The sequence below is a fragment of the Saccharomonospora cyanea NA-134 genome (assembly GCF_000244975.1).
Taxonomy (GTDB): domain Bacteria; phylum Actinomycetota; class Actinomycetes; order Mycobacteriales; family Pseudonocardiaceae; genus Saccharomonospora; species Saccharomonospora cyanea.
In genome coordinates this window covers 2,269,126-2,287,457 of the sequence record NZ_CM001440.1, presented here as the reverse complement: position 1 = coordinate 2,287,457, position 18,332 = coordinate 2,269,126, and the positions used below count along the sequence as shown (strand labels likewise).

17 protein-coding genes and 1 pseudogene are annotated in these 18,332 nt (G+C 71.1%); 11 read left to right on the top strand and 7 right to left on the bottom strand.

Annotated elements, in window-relative coordinates; translation table 11 throughout:
* Positions 1-5 precede the first annotated feature (5 nt).
* The 7 genes from SACCYDRAFT_RS10905 to SACCYDRAFT_RS10875 form a co-directional block, all read right to left on the bottom strand.
* Positions 6-761, bottom strand: a complete 756-nt coding sequence (locus SACCYDRAFT_RS10905) for an EI24 domain-containing protein (protein WP_005456140.1) — start codon at positions 759-761, stop codon at positions 6-8.
* Between the two features lie 29 nt (positions 762-790).
* Complete coding sequence (locus SACCYDRAFT_RS10900) at positions 791-1,135, bottom strand: class I SAM-dependent methyltransferase (protein ID WP_232283811.1); 345 nt, start codon at positions 1,133-1,135, stop codon at positions 791-793.
* A 174-nt stretch (positions 1,136-1,309) separates the two neighbouring features.
* Positions 1,310-2,425, bottom strand: coding sequence for a methyltransferase (locus SACCYDRAFT_RS10895; protein WP_005456139.1), 1,116 nt, complete (start codon positions 2,423-2,425; stop codon positions 1,310-1,312).
* Between the two features lie 565 nt (positions 2,426-2,990).
* The gene (locus SACCYDRAFT_RS10890; protein ID WP_005456138.1) at positions 2,991-3,758 is read right to left on the bottom strand and encodes an SDR family NAD(P)-dependent oxidoreductase; all 768 of its coding nucleotides are present in this window, start codon (positions 3,756-3,758) and stop codon (positions 2,991-2,993) included.
* 10 nt (positions 3,759-3,768) lie between these two features.
* Positions 3,769-5,136: a TRAP transporter large permease gene (locus SACCYDRAFT_RS10885; RefSeq protein WP_005456137.1), complete on the bottom strand. Its 1,368-nt coding sequence runs from the start codon at positions 5,134-5,136 to the stop codon at positions 3,769-3,771.
* Positions 5,133-5,633 (bottom strand): TRAP transporter small permease, encoded by a 501-nt coding sequence (locus SACCYDRAFT_RS10880; RefSeq protein ID WP_005456136.1) that lies wholly within the window; start codon positions 5,631-5,633, stop codon positions 5,133-5,135. The genes SACCYDRAFT_RS10885 and SACCYDRAFT_RS10880 overlap by 4 nt, the downstream gene beginning before the upstream one ends.
* Positions 5,634-5,636: 3 nt before the next feature.
* The gene (locus tag SACCYDRAFT_RS10875; RefSeq protein WP_005456134.1) at positions 5,637-6,644 is read right to left on the bottom strand and encodes a DctP family TRAP transporter solute-binding subunit; all 1,008 of its coding nucleotides are present in this window, start codon (positions 6,642-6,644) and stop codon (positions 5,637-5,639) included.
* Between the two features lie 141 nt (positions 6,645-6,785).
* On the opposite strand from SACCYDRAFT_RS10875, the gene SACCYDRAFT_RS10870 reads away from it, so the two are divergent.
* The 11 genes and pseudogenes from SACCYDRAFT_RS10870 (at position 6,786) to SACCYDRAFT_RS10825 (ending at position 18,301) form a co-directional block, all read left to right on the top strand.
* Positions 6,786-7,679, top strand: coding sequence for an IclR family transcriptional regulator (locus SACCYDRAFT_RS10870; protein ID WP_005456133.1), 894 nt, complete (start codon positions 6,786-6,788; stop codon positions 7,677-7,679).
* Between the two features lie 3 nt (positions 7,680-7,682).
* Entirely contained in the window at positions 7,683-8,855 is a 1,173-nt protein-coding gene (locus SACCYDRAFT_RS10865) for a thiolase domain-containing protein (RefSeq protein WP_005456131.1), read from the top strand.
* Positions 8,852-10,429: an acyl-CoA synthetase gene (locus tag SACCYDRAFT_RS10860; RefSeq protein ID WP_005456128.1), complete on the top strand. Its 1,578-nt coding sequence runs from the start codon at positions 8,852-8,854 to the stop codon at positions 10,427-10,429. The genes SACCYDRAFT_RS10865 and SACCYDRAFT_RS10860 overlap by 4 nt, the downstream gene beginning before the upstream one ends.
* Positions 10,426-11,322, top strand: coding sequence for a PCC domain-containing protein (locus SACCYDRAFT_RS10855; RefSeq protein ID WP_005456127.1), 897 nt, complete (start codon positions 10,426-10,428; stop codon positions 11,320-11,322). The genes SACCYDRAFT_RS10860 and SACCYDRAFT_RS10855 overlap by 4 nt, the downstream gene beginning before the upstream one ends.
* Entirely contained in the window at positions 11,309-12,109 is an 801-nt protein-coding gene (locus SACCYDRAFT_RS10850; protein ID WP_005456126.1) for an SDR family NAD(P)-dependent oxidoreductase, read from the top strand. Before SACCYDRAFT_RS10855 ends, SACCYDRAFT_RS10850 begins: the two co-directional genes overlap by 14 nt.
* Positions 12,110-12,166: 57 nt before the next feature.
* The gene (locus SACCYDRAFT_RS10845; RefSeq protein WP_005456125.1) at positions 12,167-13,372 is read left to right on the top strand and encodes a PucR family transcriptional regulator; all 1,206 of its coding nucleotides are present in this window, start codon (positions 12,167-12,169) and stop codon (positions 13,370-13,372) included.
* Between the two features lie 2 nt (positions 13,373-13,374).
* A pseudogene (locus SACCYDRAFT_RS27255) lies at positions 13,375-13,620 on the top strand (FAD-binding protein); the annotation flags it as partial.
* A gap of 61 nt (positions 13,621-13,681) precedes the next feature.
* Positions 13,682-14,998, top strand: a complete 1,317-nt coding sequence (gene lpdA, locus SACCYDRAFT_RS10840; protein WP_232283810.1) for a dihydrolipoyl dehydrogenase — start codon at positions 13,682-13,684, stop codon at positions 14,996-14,998.
* Positions 14,995-16,038 (top strand): pyruvate dehydrogenase (acetyl-transferring) E1 component subunit alpha, encoded by a 1,044-nt coding sequence (gene pdhA / locus SACCYDRAFT_RS10835; RefSeq protein WP_005456123.1) that lies wholly within the window; start codon positions 14,995-14,997, stop codon positions 16,036-16,038. Before lpdA ends, pdhA begins: the two co-directional genes overlap by 4 nt.
* 17 nt (positions 16,039-16,055) lie before the next feature.
* On the top strand, positions 16,056-17,048 hold the full coding sequence (locus SACCYDRAFT_RS10830; RefSeq protein WP_005456121.1) for an alpha-ketoacid dehydrogenase subunit beta: 993 nt from the start codon (positions 16,056-16,058) through the stop codon (positions 17,046-17,048).
* 23 nt (positions 17,049-17,071) lie between these two features.
* On the top strand, positions 17,072-18,301 hold the full coding sequence (locus SACCYDRAFT_RS10825) for a dihydrolipoamide acetyltransferase family protein (protein ID WP_005456120.1): 1,230 nt from the start codon (positions 17,072-17,074) through the stop codon (positions 18,299-18,301).
* Positions 18,302-18,332 lie beyond the last annotated feature (31 nt).

Sequence of the window (18,332 nt, the reverse complement as noted above, 5' to 3'; positions counted from 1 at the left end):
CGGCGTCAGGCGGGGGTCGAGACGGCCGTGCTCAGGGTTTCCCGTGCGACGAGCACACCTCCGACGAAGGCGATCGGGAAGACGATGAGCGCGGCGAACGGGATCATGCACAGCAGCGACGCGGGCAATCCGAGGCCGAGTGCGAGGCCCCGCCGTTCGCGCAGCGCCAACCGCCGTTGCCGGAGATCCATCCCACGCCGGTAGAACGACACCGCCACCAGTTCGAGGGCGAGGAACCACGCGGCCACCAGCGCCATGAGCACGGGCACCACGGTCTGGCCCACCACCGGGACGAACCCGGCCACGAACAACGGGAGTGTGAACATGAGCGACCGCAGCATGAGCAGGACGCCGTCGCGCAACCCGACCCACAGCAGTCGCCACCACGGGAGTTCGACCTCACTCGGTGCACCGCCGAGGTCGTCCTCGACCTTTTCCGCGATGTGCTCGTAGAACGGGCCTCCCACGGCGAGCGTCAGTGCCGAGAAGCTCACCATGCCGACGACCACGGCAACGCTGACCAGTGCGACACCGGCCGCGATCCGGACGGCTACCCGCCAGCCTTCTGCCCAGTCGTCCGCGAAGGGAGTGACCAACGCCGACAGATCGTCGATCCAGTAGGCCAGCGCGACCAGCCCGCCCGCCAACAGCACCGTGGTCAGCACCACCGGCAGCGCACCGATCAACAGCAACCTGGGTGACCGGAGCAGAATGCCCAGCCCCCGCCCGAAGAACCGGACGCCCCTCATGAAGTCCCGCACGGGTACTTCCTACCAGGGCGCATGATCGCTTACGCCGTCGACCCGGCGGGGCCTCCCGGCCTTCGGCTCCGGTCCGCGAACGAGCACGCCTCGGGGCGCAACACCCGTCGGAACTCACGCAACATCGAGATCCGGTCGTCGACGTACTCCAGCGCGAGGGCGAACAGGACCGGGTCCACCGAGCCGTCCGGCAGCCGGTCGAGTGGCCGGGCCAGGTCGTGCACGTGGAACTTCCCCGAGGGAACGCGTTCCCGGCCCAACTCGATCATGCGCGGGCTCAGGTCCAACCCGAGCACGCGAGCGCCCCGCGCCACCGGTTCCTCCGCGTACAGGCCCGGACCGCGCGCCGCGTCGAGAACCGTCCGCCCGCTCACGTCGCCCAGAAGTTCCAGGCAGGCCGGCCGGTCGACGTAGGCGTTGTGGAAGCCGTCACGCGCGTGGGCCGGGAACTCGTCGACGAACAGTCGTACTGCGGATGGGAGCTCACTGCGTCGGTCACGGGCCCAGTATTCCGCTTCCCCGGTCCCGGCAGTCCGGCCATGAGAACCTCACGCGCTCGACAGCCGCCACAGCGACGTCACCTCGTCGCGACGGGCCCGGTGGAACGGATCGGTGCTGTCCGTGACCCGCCGGTGTCGCGGTCGAGTGTCGAGTGTGCCCACCACGCGCAGTCCTGCCGCCTCGATCAGGTCCGTCAACTGCCGGCGGCTCCGCAAGCCGAGGCGTTCGGCGAGGTCGGAGAGGACGAGCCAGCCTTCGCCGCCGGGCTCTAGGTGGTCGGCGAACCGGGTCAGGACGTCGCGGAGCATGCTGCCCTCCGGATCGTAGACACCCAGTTCGAGGGCCGAGGTGGGCCGGGCGGGCAACCATGGCGGGTTGCAGACGACGAGATCGGCACGACCCTCCGGGAACAGGCAGGGACCTGTCACGTCGATGCGCGCGGCGAGGCCGAGCCGACGGGCGTTGTCGCGCGCGCAGGCCAGCGCGCGGGGACTGACGTCGGTGGCCACGACCCGCTCGAAACCCCGCCGGACCAGGACGGCGGCGAGCACCCCCGTCCCCGTGCCGAGGTCGAAAGCGGTGCGGCGGGCCGCGGGTAACGGGGCCCGAGCGAGGAGATCGACGTACTCACCACGGACGGGCGAGAAGACCCCGTAGTGCGGATGGATGCGCGCACCCAGCGCCGGAACCTCGACGCCTCGAACTCGCCACTGGTGTGCTCCGATCACGCCCAGAAGTTCGGTGAGCGACACAGCCATCGGCCCCTGACTAGGACCGTACGCCGCGACGCAGGCCTGTCGGACATCCGGCGAACGGCGCAACCTCAGCGAGTAGTCGTCGCCGAGCAACACGAGCAACCTGCCCAGCACACGAGCGCGGTGGTCGCGGAACCGCCGGTGGCGATGGAAGGACTCAGCGGAACCGTCCGCGGCCCCTGGGGATTTCCGTTCGACGCGACGGCGCATCGCCTGCATCAGCAGGCGCGCGTTGTGGTAGTCGCCGCGCCACAGCAGCGCCGTGCCCTCGCAGGCGAGGCGGTAGGCGATGTCGGCTCTCATGCGGTCGTCCGCGACGACGATGCGCTTCGGCGGTGGGGCCGCGTTCTCGGAATGCCAGCGGACACAACGCTCGGTGTGGCCTTCGTTCCAGTGGATGTCGGGCACGACGTACTCCTCGTGGTCGGACGTGCGGATGGCACGAAGCACTTCGACGAGGAGCAGGCGAACCGTCCCGCGCCGCGCGCGGGGTGAGCCGGAGTGCAGGGAGGGCTACCGCTGCCGCGTCGAAGCGTACGAGGAGATGTCGCCGAGAACCGAACCGAGAACCATGACCACGCCCTTCGAGAGCTGCCGCCCAAGGCTGGCACAACGCTGAGCCGGTGCGCAAACCGATTCCCGTCCACTGGCGGGCCGAGCGTGGTCAGCCGACGCGCACCTCGCCGCCACTGTTCTGCGCGCTCTCGCCCCGACGTACGGCGACCTGCGGATCACTCTCGGACGCGAGGCAAGGTCGTGACACCGTCGGTCCCGCACTTCCGAAACGGGCACACCCGTCCGCACACGCATCGCGGGCGGGTTCCCGGCCTTGGCTTCGGCGGTACGACAACGGCCTGGACCCGGCCGCCGATCGCGTTCGTGGCGAGCACGGACGTCGCATCAGGACCGACACCGGCTGGGACCGTCGTGCCGCTCGGGGGTTCACGCCCACGGCGAACGACTCCACTCCGCGTCAGCCGATCGCCGCTCCGCCGCACACGCTCAGCACCTGTCCGGTGACGTAGGCGGCGCCCGGCGAGGCGAGGTACGCGACGGCCGCGCCCACCTCCTCGGGTGTACCCATCCGTTTGATCACCTGGTCGTCGAGTGCATAGGTGACGTTGCTGGTCAGTGCCGTGGCGATCGGGCCGGGGGCCACCGAGTTGCAGGTGATGCCGTACGGGCCCACCTCCTTGGCGAGCCACTTGGTGAGCGCGATGACACCGCCCTTCGACGCCGCGTACGCGGGGCCGGACCGGCCGCCGCCCTCGCCACCGGAACGCGGACCTCCCATGATCCCGGAGATGGAGCTGACGTTGACGATGCGGCCGCTGCCCTGCCCTGCCATGTGCGGGTGGACCGCGGCGCGGCAGTACAGGAACGTACCGCGCAGGTTCGTGTCCAGGTCCCGGTACCACTCCGGTTCGGTCAGCGTGTCCAGTCCGGACCGGCTGGCCGTTCCGGCGTTGTTGACGAGCACGTCGATCCGGCCGAACCCGTCGACGAGCTCGTCGACGGAACGCCGGACGTCGTCCTCGTCGCGGACGTCCACCCTCCGCGAGGCGAAGCGCTGCCCGGGGAACTCCTCGCGCAGCGCCGAGGCGACGTCCACCGGATCGGCGAGGTCCACCACGAGCACGTCCGCTCCCTGCCCCGCGAGCACCCTGGCGGTGGCCGCGCCGATGCCGCGCGCGCCGCCGGTGACGAGCACCACCCGGCCGGTCAGGTCGAATACGGTCATGTCCGTCCTCCTAGAAGCCGAGCAGATCCGGAAGCCAGTTGGAGATCGCCGGGACGTAGGCCACGAGCAGGACCACCGCGAGGCCTGCGACGAAGAACGGGCGGATGCCGCGCACGACCTCCACCAGCGGAACCCGGGCGATACCGGCCGCCACGAACAGGTTGATGCCCACCGGTGGCGTGATCAGCCCGAGAGCCAGGTTCACGACCATCATCACGCCGATCGTCGTGACGTCCACACCGACCTCCAACAGGACCGGCGCGACGATCGGGACGAAGAGGTAGATCGCCGACACCGCGTCGATGAACGCACCCGCCACGAGCAGCAACACCACCGCCAGCAACGTGATGAGCACGCGGTTGTCGGTGAGTCCGAGCAGCGCGTCGGCGACGTTCGACGCGATGTCGTTCACCGTCACGACGTAGCCGAACACCGACGCCGCGCCGACGATGAGCATCACCACGGCCGACTGGGACGCGGACGTGACGAGGATGCGGTACAGCTGCCTCGGCTTGATCTCCCGGTAGAGGAACAGGCCCACGAGAAGCGCGTACGTGGCCGCGACGACCGCCGACTCGGTGGGTGTGACGATGCCGCCGTAGATGCCGCCGAGGATGATCAGGGGCACGAGCAGACCGGGGACCGCCCTGCCGAACGTGCCAGCGAATCCGCCCGCCGGCCGAGACGGCTCGCCGTCGGTGGCCTGCTCCCCGTCGGCCCGCTCCACCGTGCCCGCGACTCGCGCGGCTCCCGGGCCTCCGGTGGCCACGGTGGCCGCCTTTCTCGGCAACGTGAGGCACGCGAGCACGAGTGCCACGGCCAACAGGATGCCCGGCACGATCCCGGCCACGAACAGGCGCACGATCGACACGCCCGCGTAGTCACTGACCACCACGGCGAAGATGATGAACGCGATGCTCGGCGGCACGATGATGCCCATCGACCCCGCACTGGCCATCAGCGACGTGGCGTGGCGTGTGGCGTAGCCGTGCTTCACGAGTGCGGGGATGAGGATGGAGCCGATCGCGGCGACGGTGGCCGGGCCCGATCCCGAGATGGCCGAGAAGAAGAAAGCCGCCAAGATCACCACGATCGCGAGGCCGTGCTTGCGACCGCCCACACACGCCTGCGCGAAGTCGACGAGCCTGCGCGAGATCCCCGCGTACTCCATGATCACGCCGGCGAGGATGAAGAACGGGATGGCCAGCAGGGTCTCCGACGACACGGACGCGACGAAGACGTTGGGCACCAGGGACAGCTCGCCCAGGCCGCCCATCACCACCAGCGAGCACACCGCCGCACCGCCGAGCGCGAACGCCACCGGCACTCCCACCAGCAGCAGGAGGAGGAACGATCCGAAGAGCACGATTCCGATCACCGTTCGGCCTCCTCACTCGGCGACTGCTCCACTGTGGAGGCTTGGAAGCCGGAAACTCCCGCTTGGACCGCCCGGTACACGCCGAGGAGCGCGCCGATCGGAAGCGCGATCGTGAACACCCACTGCGGAACACCGATCGACGGGGTGGCGCGGCCCCGTTCCGCCTGCTGCAAAGCCATCTCCAGCCCGAAGAGCAGCAGCACCGCGAGGAAGGCGAGCACGGTGAGCGTGATGACGACGGTGAGCACGCCCCGGACCACTCCGGGGACGTGGTCGTACAGCGCGCTGAAACCGAGGTGCGCGCCTTCGCGCAGCCCGATCACGGCTCCCATCATGACCATCCACACGGCGAGGTTGACGGTGAGCTCGGAGGTGAAGGCCAGCGAGGCGTTGAAGAAGTACCTGCTAAGGACGTTGACGAAGGCGACCACGGCCACGACGGCGAAGGGCACCGCGGCCAGGAGATTCTCGACGAGCGCGAGGCGACGGGCGAACACGGCTCAGCGCTCCGGGGTCACGGCGTCGGTCAGGGCGGGACCCCAGACTTCGGCGTACTCGTCGTAGAGCGGGCGCACGGCCTGCCGGAACCGGTCCACCTGCTCGTCGGTGAGTTCGGTGACCTCCATCAACCGTGACTGCTCCGCCACCTGGGCCTGTTCGAGCTTCCGGTTGGCCTGGACCTGGAACTCGTTCGCCTCGCGGGCCGCGTCCAGCACGATCTGCCGGTCGGCCGGGCTGAGCGAGGTGAACAGCTCCTGGTTCATCCCGAGGATCAGCGGATCGTAAACGTAGTTCCAGATCGTCAGGTACTCCTGCACCTCGGCGAGTCCTGCGGAGGAGATGACGTCCATCGGGTTCTCCTGCCCCTCGATGGTCCCCTGCTGCAACGAGGTGAAGACCTCCGAGAAGTTCATCGTGGTCGGATTGGCCCCGAGCGACCGGTACACGTCGGTGAACAATCCGATGCCCGGGATGCGGATCTTGATGCCCTCGAGGTCGGCGGGCGTGCGGACGGGCCGGACGTTGTTGGTGATCTGCCGGAAACCGCTCTCGCCGAATCCGAGCATCGTGACGCCGAACTCGGCGCACAGCCGCTCGTACGCCTCGCGTGCGCCGCTGTCGATCGCCCGGTCGGCTTCCTCGTGGTTCTGGTAGAGGAACGGAGCGTTGATCGCGCCGAACCTGGGGTCGATACCCGCGTAGATGATCGTGGAGTTGTAGGAGAAGTCCTTGTCCCCGTTCATCAGTTGCTCGACACCCGCGGCGGGATCTCCCGCGGAGAGCTGCTCACCGGTGAAGACGCGCAACCGCATCCGGCCGTCCGATTCGCGCTCCAGCGTGTCGGCGAAGCGTTGCGCCGCCTCGTACCACGTCGAGGACTCGCCGGTGGTGACGGTCATGGTCCAGTCGTGGACCGGCCCACCCGGCGCGGCGGTGACCGACCCGCACGCGCCCAACGCGAGGCAGGCCAGCACGGCGACGCCGCGCAGGAAACGCATCGACCTCATTGTCCGCTCCTCGTCCGCCCTGTCGCAGGGCACACCGATGGTGAGAGACGACACTTGAGCATGTCAATCACTTGACGCGATCAGCGGTCCACGATGTGGACCCATTGCCATCCGTCGAAGTTGGCCGCATGATGGCGTCCCATGAGGCCTGATGCGGATCCGAAAGCCCTGAGCGATCGGAGTCGGATCGCCAGGCGGTCCGCATCGTGGACCCTTGCCCACGCGATCGAGAGCGGGCAGGAACCGGCGGGTGCGCAGAGCATCCAGCGCGCTCTGGTGCTGCTGAACCTCGTCGGCGTCCTGGCCAGAGACCGGCCCGAAGGTGTCTCCCTGTCGGAGCTCACCCGCGTCAGCGAACGACCCAAGGCCAGTGTGCGACGCGTGCTGCTGGCACTGGTGCAGGCCGGTTACGTCGAACAGGACCCCGTGACGTCGCGCTACCGGCTCGGGTTGCAAGCCGCCGTGCTCGGAGAACTCGCCAGCCGCGGCGCCGATCGGCTGGGCAGCCTCAGCACGGACAGTCTCATTCGACTGTCCGATGTATCCGAAGACACGGCTTTCCTCACCGTGCGCCACGGAAGCTACGCGGTCTGCGCGCGAAGGCAGGAAGGTCCCGGCCCGATCCGCAACTACGCGCTCGCGGTGGGGGACCGCCATCCGCTCGGTGTCGGAGCTGGCAGCCTCGCCATCCTGAGCGCGTTGCCGGACGACGAGGTCGACGCCGTGCTGGCCACGACCGCGCCCGCCCGCACGCACTATCCCCGCTTCGACGACGACACGCTACGGCGCCTCGTTCGTCGCACGCGCACGGCGGGATACGCCCTCAACGACGGTCTGGTCGTTCCCGGTTCGTGGGCGATCGGCGTGGCCGTGAACGACGGGACGGGCCGTCCCGTCGCCGCGCTCAGCGTCGCCAGCATCGCCGAGCGGCTCGGTGGGCAGCGACGCGAGGAGTTGGCCGAGGTCCTGAGACGCGAGGCCGAGACCGTACACGCCGCACTGGCGGCGACGAACGAGTCCATTCGGGAGGGATGAACCATGACGACCTCGCCCAGCATGATCGGATGGGCCCACTCGACGTTCGGCAGAGCCGACGAACCCGACGTGGAGACGCTGCTCGCCGGTGTCACGGGCACGGCCCTCGAACACGCCGGTGTGGAGCCCGGTGACGTCGACGGCGTGTTCGTCGGGGTGTTCAACGGAGGGTTGTCGCGCCAGGGTTTCGAGGCAGGCCTGGTCGGCGTGGGGCTGCCGGAGCTCGCCGGAGTGCCCGCCGTACGCGCCGAGAACGCCTGCGCCACCGGCTCCGCCGCGCTGTACGCCGCACTCGATTTCGTGCAGTCGGGCCGGGGTGGCATCGCGCTCGTGGCCGGCGCCGAGAAGATGACCACGGCCGAGCCCGAGGTCCTGAACGACGTGCTGCTGACCGCCTCCTACCGCAGGGAGGAGGAACACGCGGGTAGCTTCGCCGGAGTCTTCGCCGGGCTCGCACGCACGTACTTCGACCGCTACGGCGACCACCGCCGGACACTGGCCGGGATCGCCGCCAAGAACCACCGCAACGGCGTCGACAACCCACACGCCCACCTGCGCAGGGACCTCGGTCTCGACTTCTGCGACGAGGTGTCGGCGCGCAACCCGCTCGTCGCCGACCCGTTGCGGCGAACCGACTGCTCGCTGGTCTCGGACGGCGCGGCGGCGGTGGTGGTGGCCGCGCCCGGCATCGCCGCCTCGGCCCCACGCGCCATCACCTGGCGGGGCCGCGCCCACGCGAGTGACCACCTTCCCCTCAGCCGCCGGTCGGACGTGCTGGAGCTGGCCGGCGCCAGGGCCGCGTTCACCCACGCGACGGAGGAGGCGGGGATCACGCTCGACGACCTGGACCTGCTGGAAACCCACGACTGCTTCACGATCGCCGAGCTGCTCCAGTACGAGGCGTTCGGGTTGACGGAGCCGGGCAAGGGCGCCGCCGTGGTCGCGGACGGCACGGTGGAACGCACCGGCGACCTGCCCGTCAACCCGTCGGGCGGCCTCAAGGCGAAGGGACATCCGATCGGCGCGACAGGCATCTCCCAGCACATCATGGCCGCGCTGCAACTGACCCGGGAGGCGGGCGACATGCAGGTCGACGGCGCCGAACTGGCGGGGGTGTTCAACATGGGCGGCGCGGCCGTCGCCAACTACTTCTCGGTCCTGGAGCGGATCCGGTGAGCGCGGGGGGAAGGCGGGCGGTCAACCTGGCACGGCTGCTCACCGCGACGGCGCGCAGGCTGCCGGAACGGGACGCCCTCGTCCAGGGCGCGCTGCGGCTGACGTGGCGGGAACTCGACGCGCGCGTGGGCGCCGTGGCCGCCGAGCTGCGTTCACGCGGCATCGGCCGGGGCGACGCGGTGCTCGTGCACTCGCCGAACCACGTCGAGCTGGTCGAGGCGATGTTCGCCGTCTGGCGGGTCGGGGCCGTGTTCGCTCCCGCCAACTACCGGCTGACACCCTCCGAGGTCGCCGGGCTGGCCGAGCTGGTGCGTCCCTCGGCACTGCTGTGTCACGCGGACCACGGCGAACACGCCGACGCCGTCGCGGCGGCCACGGCCGACCTGCGTGGCGGCACGCTGTGGATCGGTGCCGCACCGGGCACCGCGAACGCTCTGGCGTCCCTGCCCTCCCCCGGCTCGCGGCAGTCGGACGAGGTGGTGTGGGAAGGCGACCACGCCTGGTACTTCTTCACCTCGGGCACGAGCGGCAGGCCGAAGGCGGTGGTGCTCACGCACGACCAGATGGGCTTCGTCGTCAACAACCACCTGTGCGACCTGATGCCCGGGCTGACCGAGACCGACGCCCAGATCGTGGTGGCACCGTTGTCCCACGGCGCGGGCGTGCACCTGCTGCCGCAGGTGGCGCGGGGCGCCAAAACCGTCCTGCCCACCTCACGCGGTCTCGACCCGGCCGAGGTGTGGCGGCTGGTCGAGGCCGAGAGGGTCACCAACGCCTTCACGGTCCCCACCATCCTGACCACGTTGACGAGGGCGCCAGAGGCCGAGCGCCACGACCACCGCTCACTGCGCTACGTGATCTACGCGGGCGCCCCGATGTACCGCGCGGACCAGGTGCGGGCGCGCGAGGTGCTCGGGGACGTGCTCGTGCAGTACTACGGGCTCGGCGAGGTGACCGGCAACATCACGGTGCTGCCACCCGCGCAGCACGACCGTCCCTCCCCGGAGGGGGTGGAGTTCGGCACCTGCGGCTACCCGAGGACGGGCATGCAGGTGAGCATCCAGGACGACGAGGGCACGGAGCTGCCCGCCGGGCGGCAGGGGGAGATCTGCGTCGCGGGCCCCGCCGTGTTCGCCGGATACCTGAACGACGCGCAGGCCGACGCCGCGGCGTTCCGCGACGGCTGGTTCCGCACGGGTGATCTGGGGTTGCTCGACGACGAGGGCTACCTCTACGTCACCGGGCGGGCCTCCGACATGTTCATCTCCGGAGGGTCCAACGTGTACCCGAGAGAGATCGAGGAGAGGCTCCTGCGGCACCCGGCGGTGGCCGAGGTGGCGGTCGTGGGCGTACCCGACCCGAAGTGGGGCGAGGTCGGTGTCGCGGTGTGCGTCCCCGCCGACGGCGATCCGGCCACCGACGAGGAACTACGAACATGGTTGGCGGACACACTCGCCCGGTACAAGATCCCGAAGCGGTTCGTGTGGTGGGACGGCATCCCCAAGTCCGGCTACGGCAAGGTGGTCAAGCGCACCATCCGGCAACGCCTGGAGCACGAGGGAGCGGCCTCGTGACGGCCCGGCGCGCGGGTGTGCCCCTGGTGCATCCGGGGCCCCCGGCGGCCGAGCGGATCGTCTCGGTGGCCACACCGGTGTCGGTGGTGCGCGCCGAACTCCCGGCGGGCTCGGTGGTCGCCGACGCCCTGTGGGAACTCACCCGGTCCGCGGGCTGCCGCGGTGCCCACGCCGAACTCTCCCACGGCTGTTTCGGCAGGCTGCGGTACGTGCATCCCGCGATCGGCGCCGACGGCGCGCCGCCCGCGACGTTCAGTGAGACCGTCGAGCCCGTCGCGCCGGGGTTCGTGGTGGGCGGATCCGCGGCCGTGGGCATGCGCGAGGGTCGTGGCTTCGCCCACGTCCACGCCACCTGGCTCGACGGCGAGGGGCGGCTGCGGGGAGGCCACCTCCTGCCGGAGACCACCGTGGGGGACGTGCCGATCCAGGTGACGCTGCGGGCCCTGCCGGGTGTCGCGCTGGTGAGCGACACCGACCCGGAGACCACGATGCCCGTGTTCACCCCGCACCCCGTGCCGTGTGGTGACGTCCCGGGGCCGCGCGCGGCCGTCTCCCGCGTCCGACCTGGTGTCGACCTGCACGAGGCGGTGGCGACCGTCGCCGCCGAGGCGGGGTTCGACTCGGCCGTGGTCCGTGCCAGCCTCGGCAGCGCGGTCGGCGCCCACCTGCGCCGAGGCTCCCGGCTGGTGGAGGTGCCGTGGCCGGCCACGGAGTTCGCCACGCTCACCGGGACGGTCCACGGCGCGGGCACGGCACGCCCCCGGATCGTGCTGGCCGGGTCGTTGGTGGACCTCGACGGGCGGGTGCACACGGGTGTGGTCGTGGAAGGCCGCAATCCGGTGGCGGTGACCTTCGAACTCTATCTGGAGGAGGCGGATCGTGCCGCGGGGTGAACGGCTCAGGGACCGGGTGGTCCTCGTGTTCGGCGGTGGGGGCGGCGAACACGGCGTCAGCAACGGGCAGGCCGCCGCCATGACCTACGCCCGCGAGGGCGCGATGGTGGCCGTGGCCGACCTCGATCCCGAGGCCGCCCGGCGCACGGCCGACGCCGTCCGCGGCGAGGGTGGCACGGCGACGGCCCTCACCGCGGACGTCACCGACGGCGACCAGGTCGCCGAGGCCGTCCACCGGACCGCCGAGGTGTTCGGCCCGGTCGACGTCCTGCACAACAACGTGGGCGTGACCGTCCTCGGCAGTCCCGTCGAGCTGAGCTACGAGCGGTGGCGGCGGGCGTTCGCGCTCAACGTCGACGGCGTGTTCCACGCGTGCGGGCAGGTGCTGCCCGGCATGGTCGAGCGGGGGCGGGGCGCCATCGTGAACGTGTCGTCGGTCGCCGCGCTGCGGCACGTCGGCTACTCCTACCCCGCCTACATGGCCGCGAAGGCCGCCGTCAACCAGCTGACGGTGTCGCTCGCGCTCACCTACGCATCCCACGGCGTTCGCGCCAACGCCGTCGCGCCGGGCTTCATCGACACGCCCCTGGTCCGGCAGCAGCTGGCGTCACAGGCGGACTCCCTCGACGACCTGCTCGCCGCGCGCCACGCACAGAGCCCCACGGGACGGATGGGCACCCCGTGGGACGTCGCCAACGCGAGCCTGTTCCTCGCCTCCGACGAGGCCGCCTACGTCAACGCCGTCTGTCTCCCCGTGGACGGCGGGCTGTCGATGTCCTGCGCGTAGGCGACGCGGTTTCCGCGGCCGCCACGCCGGGAAGCGTCCGGGGTAACGTCGGCGGCTGTGCGAGCACAAGGTCCCGACATCTCCTCGGCCACCCGTGCGCTGGCGGAGGCGTTGCTCACCGAGGTCGACACCCTCATCGAACGGCTGCTGGCGGCGATCTTCACCGACAACCCGGCGTGGACCGACTACAGCCCTGTCCCGCGCGACGACCTGCGGGAGGGCTGCCGCGACTACCTCACCCGGGTGCTGGAGGTGCTCGGCGGCCACGTCGGCAGGCCCGTCTCGGACGACGACGTCGCGGCGGCCATCGCCCGGCATCGGCTGGCCCAGGGCGTGCCGCTGGAGGTGATGCTGCGAACGTTCCGGCTCGGCGGCCGCATCGTGTGGGAGGCGCTGCTGGAACAGGCCGCCCGAACCGGGGTGCCGCCCGCCGCCGTGCTGGAGGCGGGCACGGCCACCTGGACGGTGATCGACCAGCTGTCGTCCGCGCTGTCCAGCGCGTACCGCGACAGCGAGCTCGACCGGGTGCGCCGCGACGAGCAACGCCGCACCGCGCTGGTGGAGGACCTGCTCGGCGCGCGCGCCCACGACGTGGCGTTCGCCGCCCGCGCGGCGCAGGAACTGGAGCTTCCCGCAACGAGTGCCTACATCGCGGTGGTGGCCGACGTCGGCCCCGACGGCATCGCGGCGCTCGCCGGCCCGAGGACGGCGCTCCGCGCGGTCGGCATCCGTTCCGTGTGGCTCACCCGCGTCGACACCCTCGTCGGGTTGGTGGCACTGGAGCACCGCTCCCTCGGCGAGGTGCTCGCCCGGTTGCGCCCCCTCGCACGCGGGCGAGCGGCGGCCTCGCCCACAGTGCCCGAACTGGCCGAGGTGAGCACCGCCCACGCCCTCGCCCTGGTCGCGCTGAGCACGGTCAGGCCGGACGATCCGGGGCTCGTGTCCCTGGAGGAGCGCTATCCCGAAGCTCTCCTGGCCCGTTCGCCCGACCTGACGGACCGGCTCCTGGCGCGCAGCCTGGGCGGAGTGCTGGAACGGCCCGCCCGCGAGCGGGACGTCCTGCTCCGCACGCTGGCGGTCTGGCTGGAGGAGGACCGGTCGGCGGCCCATGCCGCGGCACGCCTGCACTGCCACCGCAACACCGTGCTCAACCGCCTGCAACGGGTGTCCACCCTGGTCGGCAGACCGCTGCACGGCAGACGAGCCTACGTCGAGCTGTCCCTGGCACTGTCGGCGCTGGAGCTGCCGGGCGAACCACTCTAGAGGTGTGCCGACTGGGCACTGCGCCCAATTCCGCGTCGCGAACACTGGGCCGCGCGGCATGGTGGCGGCCCGTCGCGTCTACGAGACTCGTGCCATCCGGCGATCACCGCGACACGGGTGCGGTCGCCGTCAGTGACACGAAGGAGCACGAGGACGTGCGGGAATTCGATCTGCTCGTGATCGGCGGCGGGCCGGGGGGCTACGTGGCCGCGATCCGGGCCGCCCAACGCGGCCTCTCGGTGGGCCTGGTGGAGAAGGAGCGCCCCGGCGGGGTGTGCCTGAACTGGGGGCTGCATCCCCACCAAGGCCATGCTCCGCTCGGCGGAGGTGTTCCAGACCGTGCGCGACGCCGAACGCTACGGGGTCGTGGCCGAGGTCGCCGGGGTCGACTACGCGGCGGTGCTGCGACACCGCGACGACGTCGTGCGTACCCTCACCGACGGTGTGGCCGGATTGCTCAAGGCCAACGGAGTCACGGTGATCGAGGGCCACGCCCGGTTCACCGGTCCGACCACAGTGGACGTCCACACCACCGGGCCGTCCCCCGTCGCGCCCGGCGGGCCCCGCTACGCCGCCGAGCCTGGCGAGCAGGTCGAGAGCGTGACCGCGCGGCAGGTCGTCATCGCGACGGGCTCCACTCCCGCGCGGCTGCCCGTGCCCGGCGCCGACCTGCCGGGAGTCGTCACCTCGGACGGCGCGCTCGGGCTCACCGAGATCCCGGACCGCATCGTGATCGTCGGCGGCAGCGCGGTCGGTGTCGAGTGGGCCAGCCTGTTCGCCGCGTTCGGCAGTGACGTCACCGTCGTGGAGATGCAGGACCGGCTGGTGCCGGCCGAGGACGCCGACGTCGGCGCGGCGCTGGAGCGGTCGTTCACCGCCCGCGGCATCACCGTGCTCACCGGGTCCACGGTCACCGCGATCACCGAGGCGGGGGCGGAGGCGCCGTTGCGCGTCGCCGTCGGCGGTCCGCGCGAGCGGGAGGTCGGCGCCGACGTCGTCCTGGTCGGCGTCGGCCGCCGGCCCAACACCGCGCACCTCGACCTCGCCACCGCCGGGGTGACCACGGACGACCGCGGTTTCGTCGTGGTCGACGACCGGATGCGCACGAACGTCGAGCACGTGTTCGCGATCGGCGACGTCACCGGCAGGGCCCTGCTCGCGCACGTCGCCTCGCACCAGGGACTCGTCGCCGCGGACATGGCCGCCGGGCACGACGCTCGCCTCGACTACGACGTCGTGCCCGCCGCGACGTTCTGCCATCCCGAGATCGCCAGTGTCGGCCGCACCGAGGAAGCTGCGCGCGCGGCCGGGTACGACGTCGTCACGGCGAAGATCCCCTTCGCCGCGCTCGGCCGCGCCCGGTCGTACGGCGACACGGAGGGCTTCTGCAAGGTCGTCGCCGACCGGCGTCACGGCGAGGTGCTGGGCGTGCACGTCATCGGGCCGTCGGCCAGCGACCTGATCACCGAGGGAGCTCTCGCCCTGAGTCTGGAGGCGACGCTCGACGAGCTGGCTCACACCATCCACGCGCACCCGACGCTCGGTGAGATCGGGATGGAGGCCGCTCTCGCCGCACTGGGCCTGCCGGTGCACGTACCGCCGAGGAGCCCGAGGAGCACACGATGACCGAAACGATCGAAGCGTCCCGGCCCGCCCTTCCCGGCGAGGACCCCGAGACTCTGCGCCGGTACTACCGCGACATGGTGCTCGTCCGGCGCTTCGAGGAGCGCGCCGCACAGGGCTACACGCAGGCGAAGATCGGTGGCTACTGCCACCTCAACCTCGGCGAGGAGGCCACGGTCGTCGGGCTGCTGGCCGCGATGCGCCCGACCGACTACCTGTTCACCAACTACCGCGAACACGGCTACGCACTGGCCAAGGGCATCGAACCCGGTCGTGTGATGGCCGAGTTGTACGGTCGCACCACCGGCACCTCCAAGGGCTGGGGCGGCTCGATGCACCTGTTCGACGTCCCCTCCCGGCTCCTCGGCGGGTACGGCATCGTCGGAGGGCAGCTGCCCCTGGCCGTGGGCGCGGCACTCGCGGTGGACTACCGCAGGGACGACGACGTCGTCGTGTGCCAGATGGGTGACGGCACCACCAACATCGGCGCGTTCCACGAATCGCTCAACCTCGCGGCGCTGTGGCGGCTGCCCGTGGTCTTCGTCGTGATCAACAACAACCTCGGCATGGGCACCACCGTCGAACGGTCGTCGGCCGAGCCCGAGTTGTTCCGGCGGGCGGCGGCGTACCGCATGCCCGGGGAACGGGTGGACGGCACGGACCTGCTCGCCGTGCGCGACACGGCTCGGCGGCTGATCGACCAGGCGCGCGAGGAAGGGACCCCGGCGCTGCTGGAGACCGTCAGCCACCGGTTGAAGGGACACTCCGTCGTCGACCCGGCCAAGTACCGCAGCGAGACCGAGATCGCCGCGGCGCGGGCGGCCGACCCCCTCATCCGGTTCCGCGCTGAGCTCGTCGCCGCGGGCGTCGTGGACGACGACGGCGCGGACGCCCTCGAACAGTCGGCGGCCGAGGAGGTGGACGCGGCGGTGGCCTTCGCCGAAGCCAGTCCGCACCCCGAGCCGTCGAGCCTGTTCGACCACACCTACGCCACTCCTGTGCGCGGCGAGGACCGCCGCCTGCCCGCCGACCCGCTCTTCTAGACCGCGAAGGACCCACTGTGCCCGTCATCAGTTATCGCGAAGCACTGCGCAACACGTTGCGTGAGGAGCTGCGCCGGGACGACGACGTCCTGCTCATCGGCGAGGAGATCGGCGTCTTCGGGGGCTCGTACAAGATCACCTCGGGGCTCCTGGAGGAGTTCGGGGAGAAGCGCGTGCGCGACACCCCCATCGCCGAGGAGGGCTTCGTCGGCGCCGCGGTCGGCGCGGCGATGCTCGGTCTCCGCCCGATCGTGGAGATCATGACGATCAACTTCTCCCTGCTGGCACTGGACCAGATCGTCAACCACGCGGCGAAGATCTACGGCATGTTCGGCGGGCAGACCAGCGTGCCGATGGTCATCCGGACCCCCGGCGGCGGCGGTCAGCAGCTCGGCGCCACCCACTCGCAGAACATCGAGCTGTACTACGCGTTCGTGCCCGGCCTCAAGGTGGTCGCCCCGAGCACGCCCGCCGACGCTCGCGCGTTGCTTCTCGCCGCGGTGCGCGACGACGATCCCGTTCTCTTCCTCGAAAACCTCGCTCTCTACAACACCAAGGGAGAGGTCCCCGACGACCTCGGCCCCGCCGAGATCGGCAGGGCGGCGGTGGTGCGGGAGGGGACGGACATCACGATCGTCGGTTACTCGCGCATGGCCGCGGTCGCCGTGGAGGTCGCCGACCGGCTGCGTGACGAGTCCGGCGTCTCGGCCGAGGTGATCGACCTCCGCAGTCTCCGCCCACTCGACCGCGAGACCCTGGTGGCCTCCGCCCGCAGGACCGGGTGCGTGGTCGTGGCCGAGGACGACTGGCTCACCTACGGCGTCGGCGCCGAGATCGCCGCGTCGATCTCGGACGGAGCCTTCGACCATCTCGACGCCCCCGTGCGGCGCGTCGCCGCGGCGGAAGTCCCCCTCCCCTACGCCAAACCGCTCGAGACGGCGGCGCTCCCGTCGGCGGAGTCACTGCACACCGCCGTGCTGGAGACGCTGGCCGCGATCGGCCGGCGCTGACCCGACATCCGTGAGGACGACACATGCCCGAGATCACCATGCCCAGGCTCTCCGACACGATGGAGGAGGGCGTCATCGTCACCTGGCGCAAGCAGGTGGGTGACGAGCTCCGCCGTGGCGACGTCGTCGCCGAGATCGAGACGGACAAGGCCCTCATGGAGTTGGAGGCCTACGACGACGGCGTGCTCGAACGCGTCCTCGTCGCCGAGGGCGACCGCGCCCCCATCGGCACCCCCATCGCGGTGGTCGGGGACGGCAGCGGCACGGCCCCCGAAACCGAGCCGGTGCCCGTGTCCGCACCGGCTCGGGACACCACACCCGCGTCCCTCCGGCCCGCTCCCGGCGCACCGAATGCCCCCGGAGCCTCGTCCCCCCGGCCGAAGTCCTCCCCCCTCGCCCGCAAGATCGCCCGTGAGCACGGGATCGACCTGAACACCGTCGAGGGGAGCGGCCCCGGCGGCCGGATCATCCGCAAGGACGTCGAAGCTGCCGTCACCACATCACCCGCACCCGCCCGACCTGCCCCGGCGGCCACCTCGCCGGCCGATGCGGTGTCCACAACGGACGCCGACGAGATACCGCTGACCACCGTGCGGCGCGTGGCCGCCCGGCGGCTCACCGAGAGCAAGCAGCAGGCCCCGCACTTCTACCTCACCACCGCCATCGACGTCACCGACCTGCTGACCTTCCGCACCACGCTGAACGACACGCTGCGGGCCGCGGACGGCCCGAAGGTCAGCCTCAACGACCTCATCGTGCGGGCCGTCGCGGTCACGCTGCGCGCCGACCCGTCCGTCAACGTCTCGTTCGCCGGGGACACACTGCTACGGCATCGTGGCGTGCACCTCGGGGTGGCCGTGGCCGTGCCGGACGGGCTGGTCGTCCCCGTGGTCCGCGACGCCGACCGCAAGAGCGTGTCCGAGATCGCCGCCGAGACGCGGGAGAAGGCGAGCCGTGCCAGGGAGGGCCGGCTCCGCGCCGACGAGATGTCGGGCGGCACGTTCACCATCTCCAACCTCGGTATGTACGGCATCGAGCAGTTCGCCGCGGTGATCAACCCGCCGGAAGCCGCCATCCTCGCCGTGGGCGCCGCCTCGGAGGAACTGCGCCTGGTCGACGGCGAGGTCGTCGCGCGCTCGATCCTGCGCGTGACCCTGTCCGCCGACCACCGGGCGGTCGACGGCGCCACCGGAGCGAGGTTCCTGCGGCAGCTGACCGCCCTGCTCGAACAGCCGCTGCGCATCGTGGCCTGACCGGACACCACCGACGACAGGAGTGAGACAC

Excerpts from the sequence above, each read along its gene's own strand:
- SACCYDRAFT_RS10890 (WP_005456138.1), bottom strand. The coding sequence starts at position 3,758 with ATGACCGTATTCGACCTGACCGGCCGGGTGGTGCTCGTCACCGGCGGC.
- SACCYDRAFT_RS10875 (WP_005456134.1), bottom strand. The coding sequence starts at position 6,644 with ATGAGGTCGATGCGTTTCCTGCGCGGCGTCGCCGTGCTGGCCTGCCTC.
- SACCYDRAFT_RS10870 (WP_005456133.1), top strand. The coding sequence starts at position 6,786 with ATGAGGCCTGATGCGGATCCGAAAGCCCTGAGCGATCGGAGTCGGATC.
- SACCYDRAFT_RS10865 (WP_005456131.1), top strand. The coding sequence starts at position 7,683 with ATGACGACCTCGCCCAGCATGATCGGATGGGCCCACTCGACGTTCGGC.
- lpdA (WP_232283810.1), top strand. The coding sequence starts at position 13,682 with ATGCTCCGCTCGGCGGAGGTGTTCCAGACCGTGCGCGACGCCGAACGC.
- pdhA (WP_005456123.1), top strand. The coding sequence starts at position 14,995 with ATGACCGAAACGATCGAAGCGTCCCGGCCCGCCCTTCCCGGCGAGGAC.
- SACCYDRAFT_RS10825 (WP_005456120.1), top strand. The coding sequence starts at position 17,072 with ATGCCCGAGATCACCATGCCCAGGCTCTCCGACACGATGGAGGAGGGC.